The 24412-nt window shown below is 41.9% G+C and carries 26 protein-coding genes and 1 pseudogene; 14 read left to right on the top strand and 13 right to left on the bottom strand.

Annotated elements, in window-relative coordinates; all coding sequences use genetic code 11:
• Positions 1-115: 115 nt before the first annotated feature.
• Entirely contained in the window at positions 116-2233 is a 2118-nt protein-coding gene (locus DXX94_RS04730; protein WP_116014185.1) for a TonB-dependent hemoglobin/transferrin/lactoferrin family receptor, read from the top strand.
• 267 nt (positions 2234-2500) lie between these two features.
• Here DXX94_RS04730 and DXX94_RS19400 read toward each other — a convergent pair whose 3' ends face one another.
• Together DXX94_RS19400 and DXX94_RS19475 are read right to left on the bottom strand one after the other, a co-directional pair.
• Positions 2501-2896 carry an HNH endonuclease gene (locus DXX94_RS19400; protein WP_220348040.1) on the bottom strand — a complete coding sequence of 132 codons (396 nt, stop codon included), beginning with the start codon at positions 2894-2896 and terminating at the stop codon, positions 2501-2503.
• Between the two features lie 42 nt (positions 2897-2938).
• Positions 2939-3355 (bottom strand): annotated as a pseudogene (locus DXX94_RS19475) (YDG/SRA domain-containing protein); the annotation flags it as partial.
• A 505-nt stretch (positions 3356-3860) separates the two neighbouring features.
• Here DXX94_RS19475 and DXX94_RS04720 point away from each other — a divergent pair.
• The 4 genes from DXX94_RS04720 (at position 3861) to DXX94_RS04705 (ending at position 5933) form a co-directional block, all read left to right on the top strand.
• Positions 3861-4106 (top strand): DUF3565 domain-containing protein, encoded by a 246-nt coding sequence (locus DXX94_RS04720; protein ID WP_116014183.1) that lies wholly within the window; start codon positions 3861-3863, stop codon positions 4104-4106.
• Between the two features lie 2 nt (positions 4107-4108).
• On the top strand, positions 4109-4369 hold the full coding sequence (locus tag DXX94_RS04715; RefSeq protein ID WP_115999711.1) for a DUF5062 family protein: 261 nt from the start codon (positions 4109-4111) through the stop codon (positions 4367-4369).
• A 10-nt stretch (positions 4370-4379) separates the two neighbouring features.
• A complete protein-coding gene (locus DXX94_RS04710; RefSeq protein WP_116014181.1) occupies positions 4380-5084 on the top strand; it encodes a M14 family zinc carboxypeptidase in 705 nt (234 codons plus the stop codon).
• A gap of 207 nt (positions 5085-5291) precedes the next feature.
• Positions 5292-5933 (top strand): LiaF domain-containing protein, encoded by a 642-nt coding sequence (locus tag DXX94_RS04705; protein WP_116014180.1) that lies wholly within the window; start codon positions 5292-5294, stop codon positions 5931-5933.
• A gap of 502 nt (positions 5934-6435) precedes the next feature.
• Here DXX94_RS04705 and DXX94_RS04700 read toward each other — a convergent pair.
• Positions 6436-7278, bottom strand: coding sequence for a DUF417 family protein (locus DXX94_RS04700; RefSeq protein ID WP_116014178.1), 843 nt, complete (start codon positions 7276-7278; stop codon positions 6436-6438).
• Between the two features lie 110 nt (positions 7279-7388).
• The gene (locus DXX94_RS04695; protein WP_116014177.1) at positions 7389-8297 is read right to left on the bottom strand and encodes a LysR family transcriptional regulator ArgP; all 909 of its coding nucleotides are present in this window, start codon (positions 8295-8297) and stop codon (positions 7389-7391) included.
• A gap of 158 nt (positions 8298-8455) precedes the next feature.
• Between DXX94_RS04695 and DXX94_RS04690 the strand changes: the two genes are divergently transcribed.
• On the top strand, positions 8456-9073 hold the full coding sequence (locus tag DXX94_RS04690) for a LysE/ArgO family amino acid transporter (protein ID WP_116014175.1): 618 nt from the start codon (positions 8456-8458) through the stop codon (positions 9071-9073).
• A 69-nt stretch (positions 9074-9142) separates the two neighbouring features.
• On the opposite strand, the gene DXX94_RS04685 is transcribed toward DXX94_RS04690, so the two are convergent.
• Positions 9143-10294, bottom strand: coding sequence for an iron-containing alcohol dehydrogenase (locus tag DXX94_RS04685; RefSeq protein ID WP_116014174.1), 1152 nt, complete (start codon positions 10292-10294; stop codon positions 9143-9145).
• A gap of 153 nt (positions 10295-10447) precedes the next feature.
• Here DXX94_RS04685 and DXX94_RS04680 point away from each other — a divergent pair, with 153 nt between their 5' ends.
• Both DXX94_RS04680 and DXX94_RS04675 read left to right on the top strand, forming a co-directional pair.
• Positions 10448-10729 carry a hypothetical protein gene (locus DXX94_RS04680; protein WP_116014172.1) on the top strand — a complete coding sequence of 94 codons (282 nt, stop codon included), beginning with the start codon at positions 10448-10450 and terminating at the stop codon, positions 10727-10729.
• A 272-nt stretch (positions 10730-11001) separates the two neighbouring features.
• Positions 11002-12435 (top strand): GAF domain-containing sensor histidine kinase, encoded by a 1434-nt coding sequence (locus DXX94_RS04675; RefSeq protein ID WP_116014171.1) that lies wholly within the window; start codon positions 11002-11004, stop codon positions 12433-12435.
• A gap of 52 nt (positions 12436-12487) precedes the next feature.
• Here DXX94_RS04675 and DXX94_RS04670 read toward each other — a convergent pair whose 3' ends face one another.
• Together DXX94_RS04670 and DXX94_RS04665 are read right to left on the bottom strand one after the other, a co-directional pair.
• The gene (locus tag DXX94_RS04670; RefSeq protein WP_116014169.1) at positions 12488-13003 is read right to left on the bottom strand and encodes a hypothetical protein; all 516 of its coding nucleotides are present in this window, start codon (positions 13001-13003) and stop codon (positions 12488-12490) included.
• Between the two features lie 227 nt (positions 13004-13230).
• On the bottom strand, positions 13231-14259 hold the full coding sequence (locus tag DXX94_RS04665) for a choice-of-anchor H family protein (protein WP_116014168.1): 1029 nt from the start codon (positions 14257-14259) through the stop codon (positions 13231-13233).
• Positions 14260-14501: 242 nt separating this feature from the next.
• Here DXX94_RS04665 and DXX94_RS04660 point away from each other — a divergent pair, with 242 nt between their 5' ends.
• The 4 genes from DXX94_RS04660 (at position 14502) to DXX94_RS04645 (ending at position 17668) form a co-directional block, all read left to right on the top strand.
• Complete coding sequence (locus tag DXX94_RS04660) at positions 14502-14735, top strand: PepSY domain-containing protein (RefSeq protein WP_181901479.1); 234 nt, start codon at positions 14502-14504, stop codon at positions 14733-14735.
• Positions 14736-14776: 41 nt separating this feature from the next.
• A complete protein-coding gene (locus DXX94_RS04655) occupies positions 14777-15454 on the top strand; it encodes a response regulator transcription factor (RefSeq protein ID WP_115999721.1) in 678 nt (225 codons plus the stop codon).
• Positions 15455-15568: 114 nt separating this feature from the next.
• On the top strand, positions 15569-16939 hold the full coding sequence (locus DXX94_RS04650; protein ID WP_116014165.1) for an ATP-binding protein: 1371 nt from the start codon (positions 15569-15571) through the stop codon (positions 16937-16939).
• Between the two features lie 69 nt (positions 16940-17008).
• Positions 17009-17668 carry a DUF998 domain-containing protein gene (locus DXX94_RS04645; protein ID WP_116018297.1) on the top strand — a complete coding sequence of 220 codons (660 nt, stop codon included), beginning with the start codon at positions 17009-17011 and terminating at the stop codon, positions 17666-17668.
• 96 nt (positions 17669-17764) lie between these two features.
• Here the strand turns inward: DXX94_RS04645 and DXX94_RS04640 are convergent, their stop codons facing one another.
• Positions 17765-18448 (bottom strand): cupin domain-containing protein, encoded by a 684-nt coding sequence (locus DXX94_RS04640; protein WP_116014163.1) that lies wholly within the window; start codon positions 18446-18448, stop codon positions 17765-17767.
• A 286-nt stretch (positions 18449-18734) separates the two neighbouring features.
• On the opposite strand from DXX94_RS04640, the gene DXX94_RS04635 reads away from it, so the two are divergent.
• Together DXX94_RS04635 and DXX94_RS04630 are read left to right on the top strand one after the other, a co-directional pair.
• Entirely contained in the window at positions 18735-20396 is a 1662-nt protein-coding gene (locus DXX94_RS04635; protein ID WP_116014162.1) for a DUF3300 domain-containing protein, read from the top strand.
• 243 nt (positions 20397-20639) lie between these two features.
• Positions 20640-21452 carry a polyphosphate kinase 2 family protein gene (locus DXX94_RS04630; protein WP_116014160.1) on the top strand — a complete coding sequence of 271 codons (813 nt, stop codon included), beginning with the start codon at positions 20640-20642 and terminating at the stop codon, positions 21450-21452.
• Positions 21453-21558: 106 nt separating this feature from the next.
• On the opposite strand, the gene DXX94_RS04625 is transcribed toward DXX94_RS04630, so the two are convergent.
• The 5 genes from DXX94_RS04625 to DXX94_RS04605 form a co-directional block, all read right to left on the bottom strand.
• Positions 21559-21756, bottom strand: coding sequence for a hypothetical protein (locus DXX94_RS04625; protein WP_116014158.1), 198 nt, complete (start codon positions 21754-21756; stop codon positions 21559-21561).
• Between the two features lie 59 nt (positions 21757-21815).
• Positions 21816-22058: a hypothetical protein gene (locus DXX94_RS04620; RefSeq protein ID WP_115999728.1), complete on the bottom strand. Its 243-nt coding sequence runs from the start codon at positions 22056-22058 to the stop codon at positions 21816-21818.
• A gap of 236 nt (positions 22059-22294) precedes the next feature.
• Positions 22295-22894 (bottom strand): MlaC/ttg2D family ABC transporter substrate-binding protein, encoded by a 600-nt coding sequence (locus DXX94_RS04615; RefSeq protein WP_116014157.1) that lies wholly within the window; start codon positions 22892-22894, stop codon positions 22295-22297.
• A 105-nt stretch (positions 22895-22999) separates the two neighbouring features.
• Entirely contained in the window at positions 23000-23590 is a 591-nt protein-coding gene (locus tag DXX94_RS04610) for a TetR/AcrR family transcriptional regulator (RefSeq protein WP_116014155.1), read from the bottom strand.
• Positions 23591-23781: 191 nt separating this feature from the next.
• Positions 23782-24261 (bottom strand): hypothetical protein, encoded by a 480-nt coding sequence (locus tag DXX94_RS04605; RefSeq protein WP_116014154.1) that lies wholly within the window; start codon positions 24259-24261, stop codon positions 23782-23784.
• Between the last annotated feature and the right edge of the window lie 151 nt (positions 24262-24412).

The following is a 24412-nucleotide window of genomic DNA, read 5'->3' as shown; positions in this document are numbered from 1 at the left end:
TTGATAAAAATTTTTAATTGGCTCGCGTCGTTAGTGCCCTGTCGGCTGATGAGCAAAGTTAATGACAAAACTGTAAACACTCACCGCGATAACAACAATAAATTAACGAATTATCATGAAACAACATAAACATAAGTCACTTTTTTCACTATCTCCTTTGGCACTTGCGCTTGCGGGTGCAACCAGCGTTTTAGCACCTACTGCATTCGCAGAAGAGGATGATGCCATCGTCGAACATATTATCGTTTCTGGCGCTCGTATCGAACAAAACTTGGGCGATGTTGCCGGCAGTGTCACCGTTGTCACCGAAGAGGATATTGAACGCCAATTAATCACTAACCTAAATACTATGTTCCGTTACGATCCAAGTATTAGTGTTGAAGGTAATGGCGCGCAGGCACAAGGTATTACCGTGCGTGGTGTTGGCGGTAATCGCTTGGTGTACATTAAAGATGGTCGTCGCACCAACGATGCCTATGCAGGTGGCGGCTCGTTAATTGTCGGACGTGGCTATTTTGACAGCTACAGCATTAAACAAGTTGAAGTCGCTAAAGGCGCGGCCTCATCATTGTATGGCTCTGATGGCTTGGGCGGTATTGTGGTGATCAGCACTAAAGACCCACTAGATTACCTTGGCAGTGAAAAACAACACTTAGTGTTAAGTGCGGGTTATCAAGGTGAAAATGAGCAAACTGAATTTAACTTAACTGGCGCTACTTACCTAGGTGACTGGGCGACAAGCGCTGTAGTTGGTATTCAAAGCGGCAGTGAAGTACAAAACTTTGATGAGGAATTACCCGGTTACGACAGTGATGGCCGCTCGTTATTGCTAAAAACCTTTAAGCAGCTAGATAACGATCACAGTATTAAATTTACCTTGGATTATTATCAGCAAGAGGTTGAACAAATTGTTAGTGCTACCAATAGTACCGAAAATGATGATACCAGCTGGGCGGTAAGTGTTGATTTTCATTCAACAGCCAAAACAGCTTGGTACGATAGCTGGCAAAGTCAGGCGTATTTCAGCCGTTATGAACAAGAAAGTGAGCAAGTTAGAGCGGTGCGAGGCAGTGCGTCGCTAGACTACAATGCTTACGATTTTGAGCAAGACATTGTTGGTTTACGCAACGTATTCGCCAAACAAATTGCACAAGAAAATGTTAGTCACCAACTGGTTTACGGCCTAGATTATGATCAATACGACACGCTAAGACCGCGCTTTAAAACTCGTGTTGGCGCAGATGGTAGCACAGAGTTTAGCAATCAGCCGCAAAAAGCCTTTCCTGGTGCTGATACCACGTTAGCTGGGGTATTTTTACAAGACACGATTAAATTTAATGATTCAGGCTTGTCTTTGGTGGCAGGTGCTCGTTTTGATTACTACAACTTAGAAGCGAAAAGTAACGAATTCTTTAACACCGCAGAGTTGGATGATTATAGTGAAACCGCGCTTTCACCTAAGCTGGCGGCAATCTATCAGTTAAATGAGCATGTCTCTGTTTATGCGCAATACGTTGCTGGCTTTAAAATTCCGCCACATGATCAAGCGTATCAAAGCCATGGGGTAGAGCCTTTCTACCAAATTTTACCGAATAATGATCTCGACGCCGAAGAGAGCGACTCATTTGAACTTGGCTTACGTGCTGGCAATGATGACTGGCGCTTTAATGCCATTGCGTTCTACAGTCAGTTCGACAACTTTATTGAAACTAAGCTCATTGGCACTGAGCCAACCTTTATTCCAGGTGTAAACAAAAGCTTATTTCAATACCAAAATGTTAGCGAAACTGAAATTCAAGGGGTTGAGTTAGAAGGCGAATATTGGTTTAACGACAGCTTGTCAGTCGCGATAAGTGCGGCATATGCAGACGGTGAAAATAAAGAAACCGACCAAGCGTTAACCACAGTAAATCCCTTAAACGGTAATATTCGTGTGAACTACGATTTAACTGACTGGCAGTTAACAGCCGCATGGCGATTAGCTAAACGCATGACAGACTTACCGACCGATAGCCAAGGTAACGACTTAGCAACGGCAGCGGGTTACGGACTAGTAGATTTATTTGCGCGCTACCAAGTAGCTAACTGGACGTTAGATATGGCAGTGACTAACGTGTTTGACAAAGAGTATACGCCTTACAGCAGTATTGCGGGGCAAGCAGCAAATGCCAACTTAAACCAATACACCCAAGCTGGCCGCAATATTTCAGCGCAAGTAAGCTATAGCTTCTAATACTTTCACTATATATCGATTTACTAGCGACCCGTGCTTCTACAGGAGTTTACTGCCCATTGATGGGCAGGGAGCACACCTCTTGCTAACTCAGCTTAGTTGAATAAGTCGGAGTTAGAATAGGTGATTAAAACCTAATCAAATCCGGTCATTGGATTTGTGCTAAAAGTGAACTTTGATAACAACAAAAATAAACGGATTATAGAAGGCAGCTATACTTAGCGCGAAGCTGCGAGCCAGCTTCTATAATTCCGTTTGATTGCCTTATTATGTATTTTTAAGATAATGCTCTCGATGGTATTTTATGAATTCAAAATCAATTCGGTGTTTTTTGGCAACTCGGAGCTTACCTTCAATACCAATAAGCTCTAGATTGTCATTTATTGCGAAGCCACCATTGTCAAACATTACATGATGATTTGGACATAGACATAAAAGGTTGCTTTCTATGTCAGGCCCGTTATGCGGTTCACCTAAAGGTTTTATATGTGCGGCTTCAGCATATAAACCTGCACTAGTTTCAATTGCTATTCCACATACTTGACACTGGTGCCCGTACCATGATTTTACGTTTTGAGCCTTTTGGTAATTTCTCACTATGCGATTAACTATTGAAGGTTTTCGACCCGGTGCGTCATATTTCCCGGTTGGCTCATTTAACACGTACTCAACCATGAATGGTTTTTGAGCAATTAACCTATACCTCCAAACCTTATATCCTGACTTTCCTGTCTCGCACCAATAACTATCAACATAGTATAAACCAGCATATCGATAACCTTTAGTTGGGCTTAATTCGTGTTTGTGATTGTATCCGCGTGTTACCCTAACGGGGAGGTTTTCTATTTTGCTTTTAGCTAATGCTAAATTTACACCTTCTAGCTTTTGATCTGAAATCTGCTTATTGTTTTTTTAACTACCAGCACCTGTATAAATAATTACATCACCGAAATCTTCATCATCTTCATAACCCCCTGAAAGGACTATAGAGTCAGCACCTACGAATGAAGAACCACTAATACCTTTTTGATTTGGAGGGTGAATCCCTACTTCTCTCAGAGCTATACGATTTTCAAATAAATCGCCGGGGTTTACTCCTTTTATTTCTCCAAAAACTCGCATTTTACTCCTTATATGCATAATAGTTTAGTTTGTAGACATCTCAGTAATACCGACTACGATTATCTAATTAAGCAACCATAAACCTCAGTTAATTCAATTTCTTACCTAAGAAATAAAAGTACTTGTTTATCTTTGCCGAAATGTTACAGAGACTTCATGGTAATTACCATTTTTATTCAACAATTTCATTGTGTTAACTGCTGTTGCGATGTGTTCTTGGGGGATTTGCAGAGAATTCTCAATATTGTCTAGGCTAATGTCTGTTACTCGCTAATAACTGTCTTTCAGGCGGTATTTAGAGCTATTTATCAAAATTGAAGGTAATTAACACCCAAATTCGGTTTTGTTTTTTGCTGGTAAGCTCTAACTCAACACTTTTCTCCTTTTCATTCCATATCGCTAATTCTCCTGCTAATGTTTGTTCACTGATAGTTTGTATAAACTGATTTTGTAATCAATTTGTTAGGCATATTTTTTAGGTATATTTTTTTAGGTACAAGGCACAATGCAACAACCGATTGTTGGTTATCATCAAGACGAAGAACAGCACTGGGTAGCGCGTTTAGCCTGCGGTCATAATCAACACGTTCGTCATCAACCCCCGTGGACAGTTCGTGAATGGGTAACGACAGAGCAAGGGCGAGCAAGCAAGTTAGGATTTTCGCTGTTTTGTGTGAAATGTATTGAGCAAGCCCCTCGTGATTGGTCATTAGTACATCATCACGCTGGGCATAAAGAAGTTAAGGAATAACAATGAAAAAAATTAAGCACGAGAAAGAACTATTAAAAAAAGCACTAACGGTGGGCGAAACTTACGCGAAAAAGCGCGGCTACCAGCAATTTAGCGCATCTGACTCTCACGATGTCAAAATTGAGTGTATTTATCGGCTTTTGGTCAATGACAAGTTAGTTATTCCATTGCCAGCACAAGATGAAAACCTACTTAATATCAAGAAGCGTCTGGTGAAATGGATAATGAATCAGTTGCCGGATAATCATCCGCTGCTGCAATAAGTAACATTCCATGATTAAAGGTTCAAAGCCGCTAATTGTAGGTAGTAGTAAGAATATTTGGCAGCAAACCAACTGGGCAAGTTCTGCTCTTGGGCAAACTATCTCGCTTTATGGCAGCGCTGCTCCCGAGCAAATGTCAGCTGCATCACCAGTGCTTTTTATTGGTGGCGTACATGGCGATGAGCCCGAAGGCGTGGTGCTCGCAAATGAATGGCTAGCGTGGCTGGAATCGGAAAATATATCGCAGCCATGGCTGCTTATTCCTTGCTTGAACCCTGATGGCTATCAGCGCAATGAACGCACTAATGGCCGAGGGGTTGATTTAAATCGCAATTACCCTTCAACGTGTTGGAGTTCAGCGTTTGAAGAGGAACGCTACTTTCCAGGTACTGCGCCAGCTTCTGAGCCTGAAATTAGTGCGCTCGTAACGCTAATTGAACAAACCAAGCCAAGGTTAATTGTGCATTTTCATAGTTGGCAACCATCAATTGTTTATACTGGTGAAAGCGCGAAATCTGCAGCTAGCATGCTGGCTAGGTGCTCTAACTATCCACTGCAAGCAGATATTGGTTACCCAACTCCCGGTAGTTTAGGGGAGTATAGTGCAAACGATCTCGGTATTGGCGTGATATGCATTGAAGAACAAGAAGGTGCTGATAGTCAGAGCATTTTCCCTCGTTTTAAACAGGGCCTAATTGATTTAATGAAGGCTTGAAAGTGGTCTGTTCAGAATATGCTAGTAAACGAATAAAGTGGTCAAATTGACTAAAAAACGCAGGGAATACAATAAGTCATAGCCTTTGTTATTAGTTAACCAATTGAAAATTAAGTAATAATGCTATTGGTCTAAGTGTTGCTTAATTCTCAAGCTATCAAATATTGCTGTAACGTAAAATCAGCTTAAATAAGTAAAGGAATGATTATGCCTGTTGCCATTCAAGACAGACCCACGCAAACCGTTCGTGATGAAGTGATTGATAAATTGATAATGAATTACAGCCATGGAGAGCTGAGCTATGAAGCATTTGAGCGCCGCTTGGATATTGCGATGGAAAGTGATGATAACGAGGAAATTTTTCAGCAAGCTGCCGATTTAGACTTGGCCGTTAATAAAGAGTACGTCGATTCGAAAAAGCAAGATTTGGGCTTTAGCTTTGATAACGACCCAGCCGCGGAGCGCGATACCTTAGTGAGCATATTTGGTGGCAGCGATCGCTCAGGCGCATGGAAAGTCGCAAAAGAAATTCGCGTGTTAAGCATATTCTCTGGCTCCGATATTGACTTTAGCCAAGCGCAATTTAGCTATCGACAAACTCACGTTAAAATTTTTAGCTTATTCAGTGGTGACGATATTTATATTCCTGAAGGTGTAAACGTAGTTACTAAAGCGTTTTGCATTTTTGGCGGTATTGATAATAAATCCAATACCATGGTTTCCAATGATGGCCCAACACTAGTGATTGAAGGACTGGTGATTTTTGGTGGTATTGATATCAAGTTGAAAAAATCACTAAAAGAACGTTTTGTTGCCTTTGCAGACAGCTTAAAAGATATGTTTGGCTAGGGCGTGTTGATCTTTCAGGGTTGTTTTTGCAGCAGTCTGTTTGGGTTTTATACAAGGCGGCACTTGTGCAGTGTAGTCATTCTCCATAAATAAGTGCCAACACAGTAGAAAATTCAAACAGACGCTGCCCCTTTTGTTTTAATAGATGGGGTTCACCTAAACGCTTCCTGCTCATTGTTGCTCGATTTTTACATACGACTGCATGGATGCAGGAGGTAGAGCGACTCAGGAGACAAAGTCGAGAACGACTATGCGACAAAGCGAGCGCCGCGATCAGAAAGCGTTTAGATTAAACAAAATTCAATCTCGAAAGATCAAAACGCCCTAATTAAATCAACTATTATTTTTCGAATGCGTAATTTTCGATCAGGTTTTTTTATAGAAAAACAAAAGGCTTAGCATGCAAGTTTTAAATTACTTACTTTTAAATAACTGCTAAGCCTTTTTAAGATATTTCTTACACAAGCAGAAAATATTTCACTGCATCTTTCTACTTCACTTTTTACTCAATGATGCGCTCTAATTTTGTTAGCTGGTAGTAAAACACCAAGTTCGCCAAATACCATAAATCTTTGATCAGAAATTGACCGCCTGATGATAGCAGGGTTTCGGCTGATTTGGCGTCAGGCCAAGTGAATAAAAAGCTCTGCGTAGCCAGCATTACCGCACCAGACATCAACACAGCCGGAATAAATAAAGCGTGAATTCGCAATGACAGTAATAATGCCACCAGCGCAATCAAATCATACACACCGATGATATTAGAGGTGGTTTGCACCGACCATACTTGATACATCCAGCTCATCAGTGGCGAGCTGGCAACCAGTGGCTCAATTCCTTTCGCTTCTAGCTCAGTAAATTTCATGCCGCCAATCCATAGCAATACCAATACAACCGGTAAAATTTGTACTAAGCGTTGTTGAGTTAGACTTAGTTTATCTTCGGCAAGCAAGTGAACGCCTAGCGCGAGCAATGCAAAGTATTTGATAATGCCCTGACCAGAGCCAATTGCAGGGAAGCCACCAAGTGATGCAATCCAGCGCTGCTCACTGAACAAGCTGATTAATGGCACTAGGCTAATAACGACTAACGCAAGCCCCATTAGTTGGCTCAGCTTTCTGTGCTCTGGTTTTACAAGCACAAGCAAAGCTAGCACTGAGATAAGGGCAAAACCCAATGCTGCCATGATGTGGCCATTTGCTGAAATAAAGCCACCTGACAGGCCAAAAAAGTCTGTTACGCGGGTTATGCTGGCATCACTGCCAATCAATAGGGTACTAACTGCCATCAGTCCAGAAGCAACTAATAACAACACATAAATTAGTTTGTTGAGGGGAGTTGTCATATTTTTCACTATTTCAAAAATTTGACTTAAAGACCTCGATTGTTGAAAAAGCTATTCAGCCTTTACATAAATTTACTTTTCTGGATTCATCTTGATAACAGGCGCACCAACTAGTGCGAGCTAGCAATGAGTATCTGCTTGGCATAATCGACCACATGCTCTGTGACTCGCTTGTAACTGCCACGCTCCAGCACCCAGCTATGCCAGTAAAGTTGCTGTACTAGCTGCTTTTTGGGGGCAAGGCTGATTAATTCACCACTTGCTAAGTAGGGTTTTGCTTGCGTGATTGGCAGTAATGAATAAGCAAGGCCAGACAAGGTAAAGTGCACAAATGCTTCAGAAGAACCGACGCGGTGGCAAGGATATTGCCCTTTACTCATGCCAAATTGTTCATTCAGATATTGGTGGTGCATATTGTCGCTGGCATCAAAGGTTACAGCAGGCGCTTTGCACAAGGCATTTTGTGTTAGCCCATCTTGAAAATAGCGTTGGGTAAATTCAGGGCTAGCGCACAGTAAATAGTTTAGTTGCCCTAAATGCTCAACCTTACAACCTGCAACACTTTTCGCTTGGTTACTAATGGCGGCGAAAACCTTGCCTTTTGTTAGTAATGACTGGGTGTCCGCTTCGTTCGCAATATGTAAATCTAATACAATAGCTTCTTGTTTTAGTAACGGGGTTATGGCTGGAATAAACCAGCTAGCGAGGGTATCGGCGTTAATCGCAATCGAAATACTGAGCGCTTCTTGTTGATCATTTGGCAGTATCTCTTGCACTAGCTCTTGTGCCAGCAAGCTAACTTGTTTGTAGTGCTTAAGCAGCTTTTCGCCAATACTTGTCGCTACCGGCGGGCTGGTTCGAATGATTACGGGCTGTGCAACTTGTTGCTCTAGCTGTTTAATCCGCTGAGAGATTGCTGATTGCGTAATGGCAAGCTTATCAGCCGCCTTTTCAAAACTCTGCTCGGCAATTACCGCGTCAAGCGCGGCCAGTAATTTATAGTCAAATTGTAATTTCATCGCAGTGACAGCCTAATCGTGAAAGCGTGATATATATAAACCGATATTAACATTGGCATTAATAAAGTTAATGATAAATTAAATTTATTAATTTTACTTAATATGTGGCGAGGCTTATTGTTCACACATCTCGCAATTACTCTTGGTTTGAAATAAATATGTTTACCACCTTAGCCAAAGGCTTTGTTATTACGTTGGGGCTAATTATGCCGCTTGGCGCACAAAACTCGTATGTGCTGAGCCAATCAATTAAGAAAAATCATCACCTAACTGCTGCAACGGTTTGTATTGTTTGTGACTTTTTATTGATGTCGCTAGGCGTGTTTGGTGGCGGAGCCTTGATTGCAAGTAACGATTTAGCCTACCAAATTATTACTTGGGCAGGCGTTATCTTCCTTAGTGTTTACGGTGCAATGTTTTTTCGTGACGCAATCAATGCGCAAGCAGTTGAAGCGGCTAAAAGTACCGCACCAAGTAAACGCAAGGTGGTGATTTTTACAACGTTAGCAGTCACTTTATTAAACCCACACGTTTACCTAGATACTGTGGTGATTATTGGCAGTATCAGTGGTCAATACCAAGGCGATGATAAGTACATTTTTTGGTTAGGCACGATACTAGCGTCATTGGCGTGGTTTTACGCCTTATCACTTGGTGCTGCTAAGCTTTCACCCTGGTTGGCTCAAGCGCATGTACAGCGAGCTATTAACCTAACAATTGCTGTGATTATGTGGGTGATTGCATACAGCTTGATAAAGCCACTTTTACTTAGCTAGAAAAGATTACCAAAGCGCTTTTGTTAAGAGCCATGCTTTAACAAAGCGCTTATTAGCTACTTCGTATTATTATAGGCTTAGCTCAATAATTTTTCGGCTACGTTCTATGGTAACCGCTTTGGTTTCGCCCATGGCGGTTTGACCATGGCGCTCTAGTTGAGCCACTAATGCGTCAACTACGTCACTTTCAAGTTGATAGTCACTTAATCGCGTTTTCATTTTTACTTGTTGGAAAAACTGCTCGGTTTTAGCAATGGCAAGACGAATTGCATCGTCGGCGTTTTCTTCTTCAATGTGCCAAATCCTGCGTGCAAATTGTAGTAGTTTCGCTTGCTTTTCCTCGCGCATTTCCCACATCATTCTTGGTAAAATAATCGCTAATGTTTGGGCGTGATCTAGGCCGTATAACGCAGTAATTTCATGGCCAATGCCATGGGTTGACCAGTCTTGTGGCACGCCAGCACCAATTAAGCCATTAAGCGCCATAGTCGCGCTCCACATCACATTGGCACGCGTGTCTGCATCGGGTTCAGCGAACATTTTAGGGCCTTCTTCAATCAGTGTTTGCAAAATACCTTCGGCAAATCTGTCTTGGACTTTGGCATTAACGCTATACGTCAGATATTGCTCCATAACGTGAACAAACGCATCAACAATGCCATTGGTGATTTGACGTTCTGGCAAGCTTGCCATCACACTTGGGTCTAAAATTGCAAATTTGGGCTGTACCAGTGGTGAGCCAAAGGCGAATTTGTCTTTCGTCGCTAACCTAGAGACTACCGCGAAGCTGTTCGATTCAGAGCCCGTTGCCGGTAAAGTGAGTACGACAGCCAGCGGCACAGCATCAGATACTTTGGCATTTTTGGCGAGAATGTCCCAAGGTTCACCGTCAAACTTGGCAGCTGCGGCAATGAATTTACAGCCATCAATGACCGAGCCGCCACCGACGGCAAGAATAAAGTCAACTTGCTCTGATTTGACCAGCTCAACAGCTTTCATTGTTGTTTCGTAACTTGGGTTGGGCTCTATCCCTGAAAATTCAATAACTTGATGTTCTGCTAGGGCGTCACAAACTTGTTGATATACGCCGTTACTTTTGATGCTACCACCGCCATAAGCCAGCAGTACTTTGTGGTTTTTATCAATGGCAGAAGCAAGTTTAGCAATTTGCCGTGTACCAAAATGAATACAGGTGTTATTGCTATAGCTGAAATTTAACATGGCGCATCCTTTAAGCAGAAAGTTAGAAAATATTGAGCGAAGTTATTGAGTAATATGGCGCGAATTTGGAAAAGATCAATATGATGATATGAATCAAAGTCACTCAACAGGCTTATGTTATGGTGATTGAGAAGGGCGTGTGGAGAGAAGCTTATGTCCGAAGAAAAAACCATAAAAGTACTTAAAATTTGTATTCTTATTGGTATTTGCCTGTTGTTACTTGGCCACTACTTGATCAGTTATACCAATATTTCACAGACCATGGGAGTTACAGGTATGGTGCTGAGTGCCGCATGTATCGCACTTGGTTTAATATTTAGTTTACCCACCAAAATGTATCTTACTTTTTTACTGGTTACTCGCGAAAATCGTCAAGCTCAATGTTTACAGCAAGCAAAGTCGCAGAATACAAAGCCTGAGCAGAAGAAAAGCTAGCCACTGTAACTGATTGCTGCCATCTGTATATCTGCTGCTGTTCACTATTGGTGGTATTGAATTAGCAAGTGATTGAAAAATATATAAAAAGTGATTTGCGTACACTGCAGCTTATACGCTTACAAGAAATTAGCCTAATAATAAGTTAATCGCTTGATTTATATCAAAATAAAATAGTGTTGTTGGTGAAGGTAGATTTAAAATCCGCTAAAGTGCTAGGATGTGAGCCTAGCAAATTGCTATGTGTTAAGTAGTAACCTTAAGTTGTAGCCATGACCCAAATTCGACGCCCAATCAATACCGCCTCATTAAATGAACAACTTGCCTATTGGCAACGAGCTATGGAGCTTGAAGAAGGGCGGAATGAAGTTTTACGCATGGTAGCATCGGGTGATTCGCTTGATTCTGTGCTCAATACCTTATGCCACAAAGCACAAGTATATAACCCCAATATGTACTGTTCGGTGCTATTGCTGGATAACGAAGCGAAAACTTTGCACTCAGTTGCTTCATCTTCTCTGCCTGATTTTTATTGCGAAGCGTTAAATGGCACAACCATTGGTATGGGCGTAGGTTCATGTGGCACTGCCGCTTTTATTGAACAGCGCGTCATTGTTGAAGACATCAATACGCATCCATACTGGGTGCAATTCAAGGGCTTGGCGTTAGAAGCTGGTTTACAATCTTGTTGGTCTGAGCCGATTATTGGTCAAGATGGTCGTGTATATGGCACTTTTGCAATGTATTACAGCACTCCTTGCAAGCCTACTGATGAAGATATTCAGTTTATTGAGCTAAGCGCCAACCTTGCCGCGGTTGTTTTTGAGAACGATTACAATCGTCAGCAATTATTGGATGCCAATACGAAATTGAGTTTGACGGTTGATGAACGCACCAGCGAGCTTGAGGCGACAAATAAGGCGCTTGCCAATCGCATCGAGCGACAAGCTCGACAGCAAATTGAGCGAATTGAAGAAGAGAAAATGCTCACCACCAATGCGTTATTGTGTGGTTTTGCCCATGAAATTAGCACGCCAATTGGCAATAGCTTGACCACGGTTAGTGCGATTGTTGATAAAATTGAGAAGTTGTTTGATGCACTAGAAAACGGTGTTATGTCTCGCCGCGCATTTGAAGAGCACCTTACACAACTGCATCAGCTTTCTGAAATTAATAAGAAAAATCTTATTAAAGCAGATTCGCTGCTAAGCCAATTCCAACAGCTGGATGCCAAGCAAGTCAGTGATGTTCAACAAACGTTTGAATTGAGCACTTTTTTTGCGGAAGTTAAGGCAAGTTTGCATAGCGTATTAGGCGATCATCAATTGTTTATTGACTCGCAGGAATTGCCTATTACTTGTGTAAAAGAGTGTTTGTGGCAAGTGTTTTATCAGCTAATTGAAAACTCATTAGCCCATGGCTTTATTGACAAAGCGCAGGGCAATATTCACATTAGTGCGATTCGTAAAGGCAATGAAATTGTTATTAACTATCAAGATGATGGCTGTGGTATTGATCAGCAACATAGCGATAAAGTTTTCGAACCTTTCTATACCACGCAGCGCAATAGCAACAAAATTGGCTTGGGTTTGACAACGGTTGGCAGCTTAATGGGCAACGTGCTTAACGGTCGCATTCAATTACAAAACTCTCCAGTTGGCGCTCGTTTTGAAATTACGTTACCAGGGCTTAGCCTAGTGAGTTAATAAAGGTTACTTAAGAATAGTTAGCTGAGCGCTAATTTAGCGCCTGAGTATGTTACTCAGGCTTATTAGCAACTGACGGTTGAGATTTGCTGTGAACAGCGTCACAAGCAGCATTTTTTTCTTGAATTGATTTAGCGTCTTGGTTAACAAGTGCTTTTAAAATCAGTTGATTACACTTCTTTTCTTGTGGCGATAATTGAGTGCTGTCGCCATAAGAGATGGTGGCTACCATAGGTTGGAAGTTAACCGCGGCCTGACAATACATTTCCTTATAATTTTGATGATGCCAGTACGGGCTTGTGCGATTGGATAGCGCCGAACATATTTGATTGAATAATGACTTCGCTTTAACGGTACAGTCAGAATATTCAGGTGAGTTACGATCGTTATCAAAGCATACCGTGTGATTAAGCACTCGCCATTGACTATGACTAAACGGAATATAAGTGTCTTGGTATTCAATTGTCAGCGATGTTTCTGTGAGTGATAAGCGCTGATCATTAACGTCTTGTATGCTTTCGCCAAGCGCAGTGATATATGCGGTTAACGCAATTGCCGAGGCAGACATGCTAGCTATCCTTATTGGTATTCAAATAATCCTAGGGTAATTGTGTTTGTGATTATGCTCATACAAGTAAGTGCCTAATGCCTACGATTTGTCTAGCGACACTCACTTAGCAGCCCACTTTACAATCTAATTTTCAATCGAGTCTACAACTACACTGAATATATAATATTCCGGCCTAAATTTTCAAACTAACTTGGTATTCGCCCGCGCAAGTATTTCAACTTTCATTAAGACTGTGAACGGCCTCGCCACAGCATTGCCGCAATGATGGCTAGGCCAAACCATGCAAAGCTACCGCCATGGACATGAATTTCTTCTTCGTAATAAACATCGTAGTTTTCACTTTCAAGCGGTAAAGCGTATAAACTGCTGCTGTCATCACTGCTATAGGTGGCAACAATGTTGCTGTAACCCACTTGGTAAAGGTCAATGAGCACATCATAGTGATCTGTTTGGTAGCCACTGGCTAACGTGCTTAATACTTCGTATTGGTCGTCAGTTGATTCACCAAAGATCATAAAGTTATCGGTCGAGTAGAAGTATTCCCAGTCTCTGCCGCTTTGGCGAAGATAGATATCAGCGTATACCAATGCCTCATTAACACCATTGTAGGTATATACATCAGCATCGAAAGTCACGCTAAAGGTGCGAAAGAATCCGTCAGCGTCAATGTCATCAAACAAGCGCGTAACAGCGTCAAATATACTAAATTCTTGACGAAAACTACGTGCCGCCTTTATTTCGATTTTCTGCTTACTGGTCGGTAATTGGCTTAGTGCTTTGGCTGCTTGATGCTCGGCACGAGAAATTCTGGTGCTAACTGGCAGCAATGGCGCTTCACTAAGCTTTTGATTTGCTGCTGAAGGTAATTGATTAACGCCGTTGATATTGCTGTTACTATCATTATCAATACTTTGCAGCTCGCGAGTGTAATCAGCAATGACCTTAATTTGCTGAAACTCACTTGGCTGCTTTGCTGCTAGCAGTTGATTGGCAATCGTCGTTGTTGCCCCTTCAGTTACTGCCTCTTCACTTGTAAATGTATGCTGCGTTTGCTCGTTGGCTTCGGCAGTCAGTGCAATAAATAGCAAACACCAAATACAAGCAACAAATTTAAACCAGTGAACTTCTTGGCGATTAGCTTGACGCTTGCGTAGTAGCTGCTTTATTGCACCGCGCTTACCTTTATGCTGTTTTTTCATCGCCAATAGGCGTGCTTTGTTGGCAGAATGTTGAGTTGTGATTTCAGTATTCATTTTGTGCCTCCTGTTGCAATTGAGGCTTATTAAAGCAATGTACAACTGAATAAAAACTGAACTTTGAGTTCAGCAAATGTTCAGTTTATTTCTCCTAATCTAAGGCAAAATTGGCAAAAACATTTCATCTGCGATTGCATTCTTTTACACTAAAGTGATTAGATAAGCTCTGTAAAATAAAGCAATAAAATAAGGTTGTTATGACAAGGTTGGCGTTAATATTCATTTCATGCTGTTTGCTGTTGGCGACTACGCCTACGGCGACTGCTCAGCCTTATTTTGATAAGCAGCAAGGCGGGCAAAGTCGCTCGAAAGGGGTTACGGCTCAGCAAGCGGCAAAAAAGGTGCAGTCGCGCTTTGGCGGTAAAGTACTTAAAGTGCAGCCGTCCGGTAATGGCTATCGCGTTAAGTTGATCAAAAAAGACGGCCGTATTGTCAGTGTTTTTGTTGATGGTAGTGGCAAAATCAAAGGCTAATGGATTTTGCTTAATTACTCACAGTAATAGAGGAGTTGTCTGTGCGTTTATTACTTGTTGAAGACGATCAACAGCTACATGAAAATTTAAAATCTTCACTGGCTAAGCAAGGGTTTAGTATTGACTCGGCATTTGATGGCGAAGAAGGCTTATACCTTGGCAGTGAGCACCCATACGATGCTGCGGTGATTGATATTGGTTTACCAAAAAGAGATGGTATTTCATTGATCACTGAGCTTAGGCAGCTTGATATTAAGTTCCCGATCATTGTCCTAACAGCGCGCGATCGCTGGCAAGATAAGGTGCAAGGTCTTGACGCTGGCGCTGATGATTACCTTACCAAACCATTTCAGTATGAAGAATTACACGCTCGACTGAACGCACTTATTCGCCGCAGTGCAGGGCAAGCAAGCCCAGTATTAACAAGCGGCGCGCTGAGTATCAATACAGCGAGCCACCAAGTATTGGTTAACGATCAAGAGGTGTCACTGAGTAGTTATGAATACCGACTGATTGCTTACCTGATGCTACAGCAAGGCAAAGTGGTCTCTAAAACGAGCTTGACCGAACACTTATATGACCAAGACTTTGACTTAGACTCAAATGTGATTGAAGTATTTGTCAGGCGCCTGCGTAAGAAACTTGACCCTGAGGGTGAACATAACTTTATCGAAACCTTACGTGGCCAGGGATATCGTTTGCGCACCATTGATAGCTAACCAGTGACAGTTAACTTGTATTCGAGTGAATTTGTGCTCGAGTCAAATTTACGCTAGCGAATGCCACTTAGCTCAGAATTTTTACCCCAATATTTATGCCAATAAGAGTAGGTGATGGACGTACCTTCGTTAAAATCCCGACTAATCGCCAGTGCCGTAGTAATGCTATTTGTATTGCTACCGGCTATAGGCTTTACCCTTGATGATGCTTTTGCCAAACATTTGTTAAAAGCCGTTGAACAGGAGTTAACCGCTCATAGCTACAGCATATTGGCGGAAACTGATTACATCGATGGTGAACTTTTAACGCCAACTAACTTTCAAGAAAGTCAGTTTAATGTGATTGACTCCGGCTTGTATGCGCTTATTTCCGATCAAATACCGATAGCAGGAACGTCTACAGAAACACCCATAGAAACGAAAACGCAGCGCTTGATTTGGCATTCTGACTCCGCACTTAATATTACCTCAATGGACAACTTGTTTTATCCTGCTCAAGGGGAGCGGGCATTTTACTCGGTGACTTTCGCAGAGCAAGCGATGTTTGTTTCTAGCTTTTCTGTTAACTTTGCCGATCTTAACCAAGATATGCCGCTAACCTTACACATCGCTAAAAGCCAGCAAGATTATATGGCAGCGCAAAAAGCGTTTCGTCAGCAACTGCTGATCTGGCTGGCGATAATTGCCATTGTTTTTGCCGCCGTGATGTGGTGGTGGCTGTCGTGGACGTTAAAACCGTTAAAACAGCTAACTCACGAATTAAAAACCATCGAGCAGGGCGACAGTGAGTCGGTAGCCGGTGATTACCCAATAGAGGTAAAGCCGGCAATTAGTCAGCTTAATAATCTACTCTCTAACGAGCAGACTCAACGACTGCGTTACCGTAATGCGCTTGCGGATTTAGCACACAGCTTAAAAACACCTTTAGCGACGATTAGCAGTGCAGAAGCGGTGTCTAGTGAAATTCAGCAGGAAGTCAGCAAGATTAACCATATTGTCGAGCACCAGCTAAAGCGCGCGCAAAGTGCTGGCCAATCAGCTTGGCGCTTGAGTGTTGATATTAAGCCTTGCATCGATAAATTATTGTCTGCTATGGCAAAAATTTATCGTGATAAAACAGTCACCGTCGCTGTTGAAGTCGCTGACGGCGCTAAATTCAAAGGCGATGAAGCTGATTTAATGGAAATTCTTGGTAATCTGCTCGACAACGCATACAAAGCCGCGACAGCTAAAGTGGCGGTAACGGTCAATGTGAGTGCCAAGTATTTAACATTATCGATAGCAGATGATGGGGTTGGTATTTCTGAGCACAAACGGGACAGCATTATGCAGCGCGGTGTGCGGGCTGACACCTATGAACAGGGTCACGGTATCGGCTTAGCGATTGTCAGAGATATAGTGACTAGCTACCAAGGAAAAATTGATATCAAACGTGATGCCGAATTAGGCGGAGCATTGTTTGAGCTATCATTTCACATCAACTGAAGCTAGTGCTTGGGTTGCAGCTCAGTTAACCCAGTTTTTTATGGTTCTCATGGTTTTATATGGTTTTGTATGGAGACAAATTTTATCAACGTTCTAGAAGTTATCTCAGGTTTATCTGGGCTTATTGCGACTATTTGGATAACCATTGGCGTTTATATCGCGGCCAAGTTCTATCCCAATTACAATCACAGCAATCAATTCTGTAGCGAACTGGGCGCGGCTGGCAGCCCAACAGAGAAACTATCACCGCTGATCAATAACTATCCTTTAGGCGCAATTTTTTGTGTATTTGGCTGGTACGTTCAAGCGCGTGCTGGCGCCGATATAGCAATACAGTCAACTGGCTATTTAATTATTATTCACGGCCTAGGAACTTGGGTAGCGGGCTATTTCCCTATGGATAAAGACCCGTACACAAAGGAGCCAACCCACAGCTGCAAAGTCCACTCTTGGGCTGGCTTTATTATGTTGCTCTCGTTATTAATTGCGCCCATGTTGGTGGCATTTAGCGGTGATAATCTAGCGCTGCCAACATGGTTTCGAATTGCGTCTGTACTGACGGTGATATTGGCAATTTACTATTTAGTCAAGATGGCACAATCAGTTAAACAATCGCAAGCTCAAAAAGGTACTGGCATAGCTAGTAAGGTTGGCTTGTACCAGCGAATTTCTTACTGGATAAAATTAATCTGGCTAAGCGCATTTTCAGTAATATTAGTCCAGAGTTAGCTTTGCTCGCTTTGTTAGGCAATTGCTTTATTAGATAACGAGCTCACTAGCTGTTTGTTATCTGCTGATTAGTGCTTGATGGAGCAATTAAACATTTTAAACTGCTTGGTATGGGTCAAAAGGCAGGTGCCCCGTTTTTACCCAAATAATCGTTTCTTGCTCTACAAACGGGTGATGCTGACTCATATGGGGGCTGCGCAGCCAGGTTCCGGTGGGGTAGCTACCTAACTCGTCTTTGAATTCACCAGATAACACCAATATTTCTTCACCACCAAAATGGCGGTGAGGTTTAAATTTCTCACCTGCAGGCCATTTCACTAAAGCGACGTGCTCTCCTTCATGCTCATGCAATGGCATCACTTGCAATCCGCCTTGGCCAGGTAACCAGGCTGTCGTTTGCGTATTCACCCTGACTTGTGTGGTGTCAGACTCTTGGAACTGATGTAATTTGACGAATAACGTGCAGCCATGCTCAGAGTAAGGGGCATGCACAAAACCTTTGGGGTTACGAATATAAGTACCCGCTGGATAGTCACCGGTTTGATCTGAAAATACGCCATCTAATACCAGAATCTCTTCACCTAACGGGTGGTTATGCTCTGAAAAAGAAGCGCCAGCGTCATAACGCACTATGCTAGTCGCATGGCCTTGTTCTGCCTCCTCTCGGGCCAAAGGCTTGCGCCATACTCCAGCCTTGGGGCTGGCCAGCCAGTTTTGCTGTGCTGTTGATACAACCACGCGCTGTTCAAAATTCATGTTGAGATTGCTAATTGCAGTCATGTGTTGCTACTTAGATTGGATTTATTACCATATAGGAACATTATAACAAGCAGGAAAGCAGTGACTTATTCTTGTTTGTTTTGGCTCATGTAAATCATGTCTTTAGCAACAAAGAAGTTACCTAGAAAGTTTTGAGCGAGAAGGTTGTGAGCTAGAAAGCTGTGAGCTAGAAAGTAAATATGAACCGTTCCGTAATCGAACGATAGCTGCTTGATAATTGTTCAGCAATAATTCAGCTTGCGGTTTTTATAGTAAAAGGCAACTCGTCAAGAGAGGGATTTTTATTATGAAAACTCACCTGTTCAACCCCGCGTTATTGCTGGCTGCTGCGCTATCGAGTGGATTAGCCTTCAATAGCACTGCGGTTCATGCAATCGATTATAGTGATAGTACCTATCAATCGAATGAGCACCAGCCATATAATCATCAATCAAAAAAGCAAAATTCTACCAACAGTGATGAGCAAGCATTGCTTTCTAAAGCACAATTAGCACAGCTTTTGGCACCCATTGCTTTGTATCCCGACAGCCTACTTAGCCACATTCTGATCGCTGCTAGTTACCCCCTAGAGGTTATTGAAGCTTACCGTTGGCGTGAGCTGCAAGGAGATGTTTCAACACAAACACTTAGCGAACGAGCCTCGCAGCAGGACTGGGATGCAAGTGTTATTGCGTTAGTACCGTTTGAGACTGTGCTTGAGCAAATGAATAAAGATTTAACTTGGCTGCGCCAACTTGGGGATGCGTTTTTAGCCCAAGAGCAAGATGTGCTCGATAGTATTCAATCGCTACGCCTGCAAGCTCAAGAGGCAGGAAGTTTAGACGCGATTGATAAAGTTGATGTTGAATACGAGCAAGAAAAAATTGTGATTGTGTCGCGTGAACCAGAAGTGGTTTATGTACCTTATTACGACACTCGTGTGGTTTATGGTGATTGGCGCTGGCGTCATTACCCGCCCGTTTACTGGCGACACCGCTATAAGTTTCACCGCCATCATCATGATTATTGGCCTATTACATGGCACCGAGGTGTTCATATTGGCGTTGGCTTCTTTTTCAGCGCATTTCATTGGCATAACGGTTATGTGGTGATCAATCATCGCAGAAACTTCCACAATCACTATCGCCACTATTACCGCAAACGCCATCACATTTTATATAGCGGCTATAGCAAACGCTGGCATCATAAACCTTACCACCGTCGCAATGTTGCCTATCGCACGGCGGTGGTTAAAGAAAAATATCGCAGCCAGTACCCTCATAAGCGTAATCACGCGGTGCGTTATGTTGGCAAAAGCTCAACTAGCGGCAAGAGGGGGATAAAAAACCATAAGCACAATGCCCTGCAACATAACTACAAGCGTAAACATGACACTTTTAAACGTGTAAAAGGTGATTTGAATAAGCGAAGCAGCAGTGCGTCAAACACTAGTGTGATAAAAACCAGAGCGCCCAAACAGTATCAGCGAAATAGTGCGAAGCTTTTGCATAAACAAGATCGCCAATCAGCTAAGCGTGACAACTTTAAGCGCAACCAGTCAAACCGTTACACTACGAGCTCTAAAGCTGGCATAAAGCGTGTTCAAGCGAAACCTGCTCAAGTCAATAGCCGTAGTCGTCAACAATCAGCTAGCCGCTCAACTAAGAAATATTTTGCCAGCGCCAATAACAAGAAAAAACCTGTTGCCAATATTAATAGTCAATTGCGTCATCAGGCTGCTGGTCATGCTAACAAGAAGTATCAAAAAGCAAGTAAAAACAGCGGTTACAAAAACAGTGCTTATAAAAACGGTACTTATAAAAACGTTAGTCAAAGTCGAAAAAGCTATAACAAGTCGGCAAATAAGCCTGCAAAAAATTATGCGCGCAGTAATTATAAGAAACGCAATCATACGTCGAGCAGGCAAAGTGCAAGTCGTTCTCAGAGTCGAAAGCAACGTCAGCATTAAGTTAACCTCGCGAAATCATTCTTCTGTTCAGGGAAGTAATTGGCGGTGTTTAGTGCAATTAAAAATGCAAACTAAGCACTAGGCACTCGCCTTTTGCTATCAACACCTATAGCCATAACGCTTCGATAGCTTGATAAATATCAAGTAGTTAATAATTATTGTTGAGCATGTGTTCCCTGTACTTGTGGTGCGATTTGTCTTCTTCTATAGTCAATTTACTTAACCCTATTTATTTTTAGTTCCATGCATTTACCTTCTGACATCAAAGTCTTACCAAGCGAACAACTTGAAGCTGTAGATTTAACGCAAGCGATTGAAGACAAACCGAAGTACGAAAAGCAGCTGAAAAAGTGGCAGCAACGAATGTTACAAGTGCAACAAGCGTATTTTAGGCAAGGTAAGCGTGCTTTAATTGTTTTCGAAGGCTGGGATGCCAGCGGCAAAGGTGGCGCTATCCGTCGATTGACCGAAAAGTTAGACCCAAGGGGCTTTACGGTTTACCCCATTGCGGCACCGGATCCAATTGAGCAAGCAAAGCATTATTTATATCGGTTCCAAACGAAATTGCCTGCACCAGGCGGTATTGCGATTTTCGATCGTTCTTATTACGGCCGAGTATTAGTAGAGCGAGTAGAGGAATTTGCCAAACCTAATGAGTGGCAGCGAGCTTATCAAGAAATTAATGAGTTTGAGCGTTTGTTGGCAGATGATGATGTACGCATCGTCAAAGTATTTTTGCACATTAGTGGCGATGAACAGCTAAAGCGCTTTAAAGAACGTTTACACAACCCTATTAAGCGATGGAAGCTAACTGAAGAAGATATTCGCAATCGTGAAAAGTGGGATGATTATCATGTTGCCATTAACGATATGCTTAAATTTACCAATACAAACCATGCCCAGTGGCAAGTGATCCCAGGCAACCGAAAATGGTACGCACGTATTGCGGTGCTAAAAGCAGTTGTTAAAGCGATGGAAGTGGGCATTGATACCAGTATTCCTGAGCTTGACGAAGCCGTTGTTAAAGCCGCGGAAAAAGCACTAAGTGAATCGTAGTTATACTAGTAATTCACATTAGTCATTAGAAAAGTAATCACCTGAACTAGTACATATAAGTTTAGCTTAACTGGTAGCGCAGGCTAGGCTAGTTTGCCCCTGATGGTTAGGTATTGGTGAGATATTGCTGATAGCCTTGGATACCAAAGTAGCGGATCGACTTTTTATGTTTTACTCGTTTCGCTATTAATGTTTCACCGCAGTAAATTCGCACAATTTGTTTATCACCATTGCTGTCTGTGTCAAAGCAATGGGTGTCGTTAAGGCGCAAGTCGTCAAACTCGCTACGCATAATTAACTTCAATTTTAGACCTTTAACTGGTATGAATACTCAATTTATTTCGATGTCGCATTTGCAACGAGCTACAACCCATTGATTTCCTTATTCACGGCATAACCTTCGTCAGTCACGATTTTTTCTAATACTTGTACACGCTCTTCTAATTGTGCGACTTGTGATTTGAGCGCAGCATTCTCTTTACTATTTTCCGCGTTGTATTTCAGTGACTTTTCTTTAAAACGTAGGTGCTTTTGATACATATCGTACATTACACCAAAGCCGACAGAAATAAACACGATAAGCACAACCATAGTCGTTCCAGACATTCTTAGCCTCCATTACGTTACCTGTTAATCAGCAGTATATCGGCTGATATCTAAAATTCATAGTGAGTATGACTCTTAATGAGTGTAAGCAGATAAATGGCCATTTTGCGGTAAAAAAGAGCCACATTCCCAAATGGTAATGTGGCCCGAAGAGAGTAAAGGAAAAGATGTTTAGGGAGAATGCTTTAATCCATAAGTTCAATTAAAAACAATGGTTTAACAATTCTTAAGCCAAGTTATTTTGCGATAGATGCGAGCTCTAGCGTAACTTGTGACAAACCTTGTTGTTGAATTTTACGATTTAATTCTGCTTTTTTACTTTCAAGCAATGAAATACCTTCAACGACCATATCAAACGCTTTCCATTGGCCTGTTTTCTTATTGCGGCGCATTTTGAACTGAATCTCAATTTCAGGGGCATCCTTATCAATAATGCGCGTTGAAACCGCAACAACACGTTTGCCTTCAAAAGACTTTTCTGGCTCATAAATCACTTGTTGGTCGGTATAGCTGGCTAATGCTGTAGCGTAAGTTCTAACTAAGTAATGGCGCATTGCGTCGGCAAACTTATTGCGCTCTTCTTTAGTAGTTTTCTTTAATTGCTTACCTAGAATGCGAAATGCTGCATATTTGTAGTCGACATGTGGCATTAATTCTTCTTCAACAATAGTGCGCATTAAATCAGGGAATTTCGCTAATTCTTGCTGTTGTTGGGCGATGCGGTTAAACAAGCTGTTGCCTGTAGTCTCCAGTGTTTGGTATGGCGACACGCTAGCCGCTTGCACCGTAAACATACTGCTAATCAGCAATACGATGGTAGTTAATACCTTATACATAATAAAACCCTTAATATTAGTTAAACCGACCAGTTGGTCTGTTGAAATTTAGATACAAAAAATGACCACAGCGAGCAGTAAATTCATTGATCTTGTTTGTTTTGGTTAGTGGCTACGTCTAAGCGACTGAATATAATTGCAAAGTTCCGCCATCACGGTTTGGAACAATGCTTTTTCTTGCGTGCCTTTACTCAAACTTGTTGAACCGTTAAACACCGAGACGATAAAATATGCGACCTGAGAAAAATCAATATCATTTCGCAATTGATCGCTTATTCGTCTTAAATTCTCAGAAATAAGCGTATTTAGTTTTTGCTGCATCATTAAAGTACGCAGTCTAAACCCTTCATCAACACTTGCCATTTCCAAGCATAAATTATTAAGTGGACAACCACATACTACGTCTTCACAGCTCATATCGTTTGCTGAGTCATGAAAAAAATTACAAAGCCCTTGAATTGGGTCGGCTTGTGTAACCGCAGGCTCCCATGAAGCAAGGAACATTGGCGTAAATATTTCTTCAATTACCGCATAACCAAGCTCGTGCTTGTTTGCAAAGTGATGGTAAAGCGCACCTTTTGATATATGACAGTGAGACAAAATTGTCGATAGACTCGTCGCTTGAAATCCGTTTTTACGAATTTCTTCACCACTGACCTCTAATATCAATTGTCGCGTTTGTTCTGGATCTCTCATGAGTCTTTACCTTGACTAGCTTAATTACATAGTAACCGACCAGTCGGTCTGTTGGAAATGAAAAAAAGTTATAACCTAGTCAGTTTTGGACGAAATGTCGCTTGGGTGCAGTTTTCATATGCGGCGAATTCCTCAGCTAACCGCAACCAGTTAACTGTAAGTGAATGATTAATAATAATTAATTTCGGATGCTAGTTTAGCTTATTGTAGTAATCACCATGTTTATGTCGAAAAAACACATTGCAATAAGTTAACTCAAGAGCAAGTGGTGATTCGGTAACAATGTTGAGGTAAGGGTTCAGCTCAAGTGTTACCCGAGTTGTCTCTTTTGATTGCGAAAGCCTTTCAAACAAAGCTTTTTTCTGATGTGTGTTATTAGAGTAGGGCATACGTACAATAATATGTTCACGACAGTTTGGTGCGGGTATAGGGAATAGCTCCTTGGGAATAAATACTTCAAACTGCCCACCTGGATTAAAGCCATAACGTGTATTAATGCGGTACTGGTTAGGAATTAAATCAAACTGAATATGGTAGTAATTGAAGTACTTGCCGGAGTTAATGGTTATCTCTTGTTTGGGAACGTTGGCGTGTGTTTGACTGCTAACACTGGTAGCAATAACGAGTGCAACCAGTGCTATATATCTTGCTAGTTGAATTAGGTATTTCATTGATAATTTTAATTTAGCTTTTAATTTAGCTTTTAATTTAGCTTTTACTTTAGCAATGCGCAGTGCACCTAGCGATAACTTAGTATTGTGTGGCTAATATCTGCATTATTCTATCAGTTTATACGGCGTTAATAAGTTAAATAGTCAGATA

The sequence above is a fragment of the Thalassotalea euphylliae genome (genome assembly GCF_003390375.1).
Lineage (GTDB): Bacteria > Pseudomonadota > Gammaproteobacteria > Enterobacterales > Alteromonadaceae > Thalassotalea_F > Thalassotalea_F euphylliae_A.
The sequence above is the reverse complement of the archived record's forward strand: the minus strand, read 5'-3'. Positions and strand labels throughout refer to the sequence as shown.

Bases quoted from the DNA above. Each gene is read 5' to 3' on its own strand.
- DXX94_RS04730 (WP_116014185.1), top strand. From the start codon at position 116: ATGAAACAACATAAACATAAGTCACTTTTTTCACTATCTCCTTTGGCA.
- DXX94_RS04720 (WP_116014183.1), top strand. From the start codon at position 3,861: ATGCAACAACCGATTGTTGGTTATCATCAAGACGAAGAACAGCACTGG.
- DXX94_RS04715 (WP_115999711.1), top strand. From the start codon at position 4,109: ATGAAAAAAATTAAGCACGAGAAAGAACTATTAAAAAAAGCACTAACG.
- DXX94_RS04710 (WP_116014181.1), top strand. From the start codon at position 4,380: ATGATTAAAGGTTCAAAGCCGCTAATTGTAGGTAGTAGTAAGAATATT.
- DXX94_RS04705 (WP_116014180.1), top strand. From the start codon at position 5,292: ATGCCTGTTGCCATTCAAGACAGACCCACGCAAACCGTTCGTGATGAA.
- DXX94_RS04700 (WP_116014178.1), bottom strand. From the start codon at position 7,278: ATGACAACTCCCCTCAACAAACTAATTTATGTGTTGTTATTAGTTGCT.
- DXX94_RS04695 (WP_116014177.1), bottom strand. From the start codon at position 8,297: ATGAAATTACAATTTGACTATAAATTACTGGCCGCGCTTGACGCGGTA.
- DXX94_RS04690 (WP_116014175.1), top strand. From the start codon at position 8,456: ATGTTTACCACCTTAGCCAAAGGCTTTGTTATTACGTTGGGGCTAATT.
- DXX94_RS04685 (WP_116014174.1), bottom strand. From the start codon at position 10,294: ATGTTAAATTTCAGCTATAGCAATAACACCTGTATTCATTTTGGTACA.
- DXX94_RS04680 (WP_116014172.1), top strand. From the start codon at position 10,448: ATGTCCGAAGAAAAAACCATAAAAGTACTTAAAATTTGTATTCTTATT.
- DXX94_RS04675 (WP_116014171.1), top strand. From the start codon at position 11,002: ATGACCCAAATTCGACGCCCAATCAATACCGCCTCATTAAATGAACAA.
- DXX94_RS04670 (WP_116014169.1), bottom strand. From the start codon at position 13,003: ATGTCTGCCTCGGCAATTGCGTTAACCGCATATATCACTGCGCTTGGC.
- DXX94_RS04665 (WP_116014168.1), bottom strand. From the start codon at position 14,259: ATGAATACTGAAATCACAACTCAACATTCTGCCAACAAAGCACGCCTA.
- DXX94_RS04650 (WP_116014165.1), top strand. From the start codon at position 15,569: ATGGACGTACCTTCGTTAAAATCCCGACTAATCGCCAGTGCCGTAGTA.
- DXX94_RS04645 (WP_116018297.1), top strand. From the start codon at position 17,009: ATGGAGACAAATTTTATCAACGTTCTAGAAGTTATCTCAGGTTTATCT.
- DXX94_RS04640 (WP_116014163.1), bottom strand. From the start codon at position 18,448: ATGACTGCAATTAGCAATCTCAACATGAATTTTGAACAGCGCGTGGTT.
- DXX94_RS04635 (WP_116014162.1), top strand. From the start codon at position 18,735: ATGAAAACTCACCTGTTCAACCCCGCGTTATTGCTGGCTGCTGCGCTA.
- DXX94_RS04630 (WP_116014160.1), top strand. From the start codon at position 20,640: ATGCATTTACCTTCTGACATCAAAGTCTTACCAAGCGAACAACTTGAA.
- DXX94_RS04620 (WP_115999728.1), bottom strand. From the start codon at position 22,058: ATGTCTGGAACGACTATGGTTGTGCTTATCGTGTTTATTTCTGTCGGC.
- DXX94_RS04615 (WP_116014157.1), bottom strand. From the start codon at position 22,894: ATGTATAAGGTATTAACTACCATCGTATTGCTGATTAGCAGTATGTTT.
- DXX94_RS04610 (WP_116014155.1), bottom strand. From the start codon at position 23,590: ATGAGAGATCCAGAACAAACGCGACAATTGATATTAGAGGTCAGTGGT.
- DXX94_RS04605 (WP_116014154.1), bottom strand. From the start codon at position 24,261: ATGAAATACCTAATTCAACTAGCAAGATATATAGCACTGGTTGCACTC.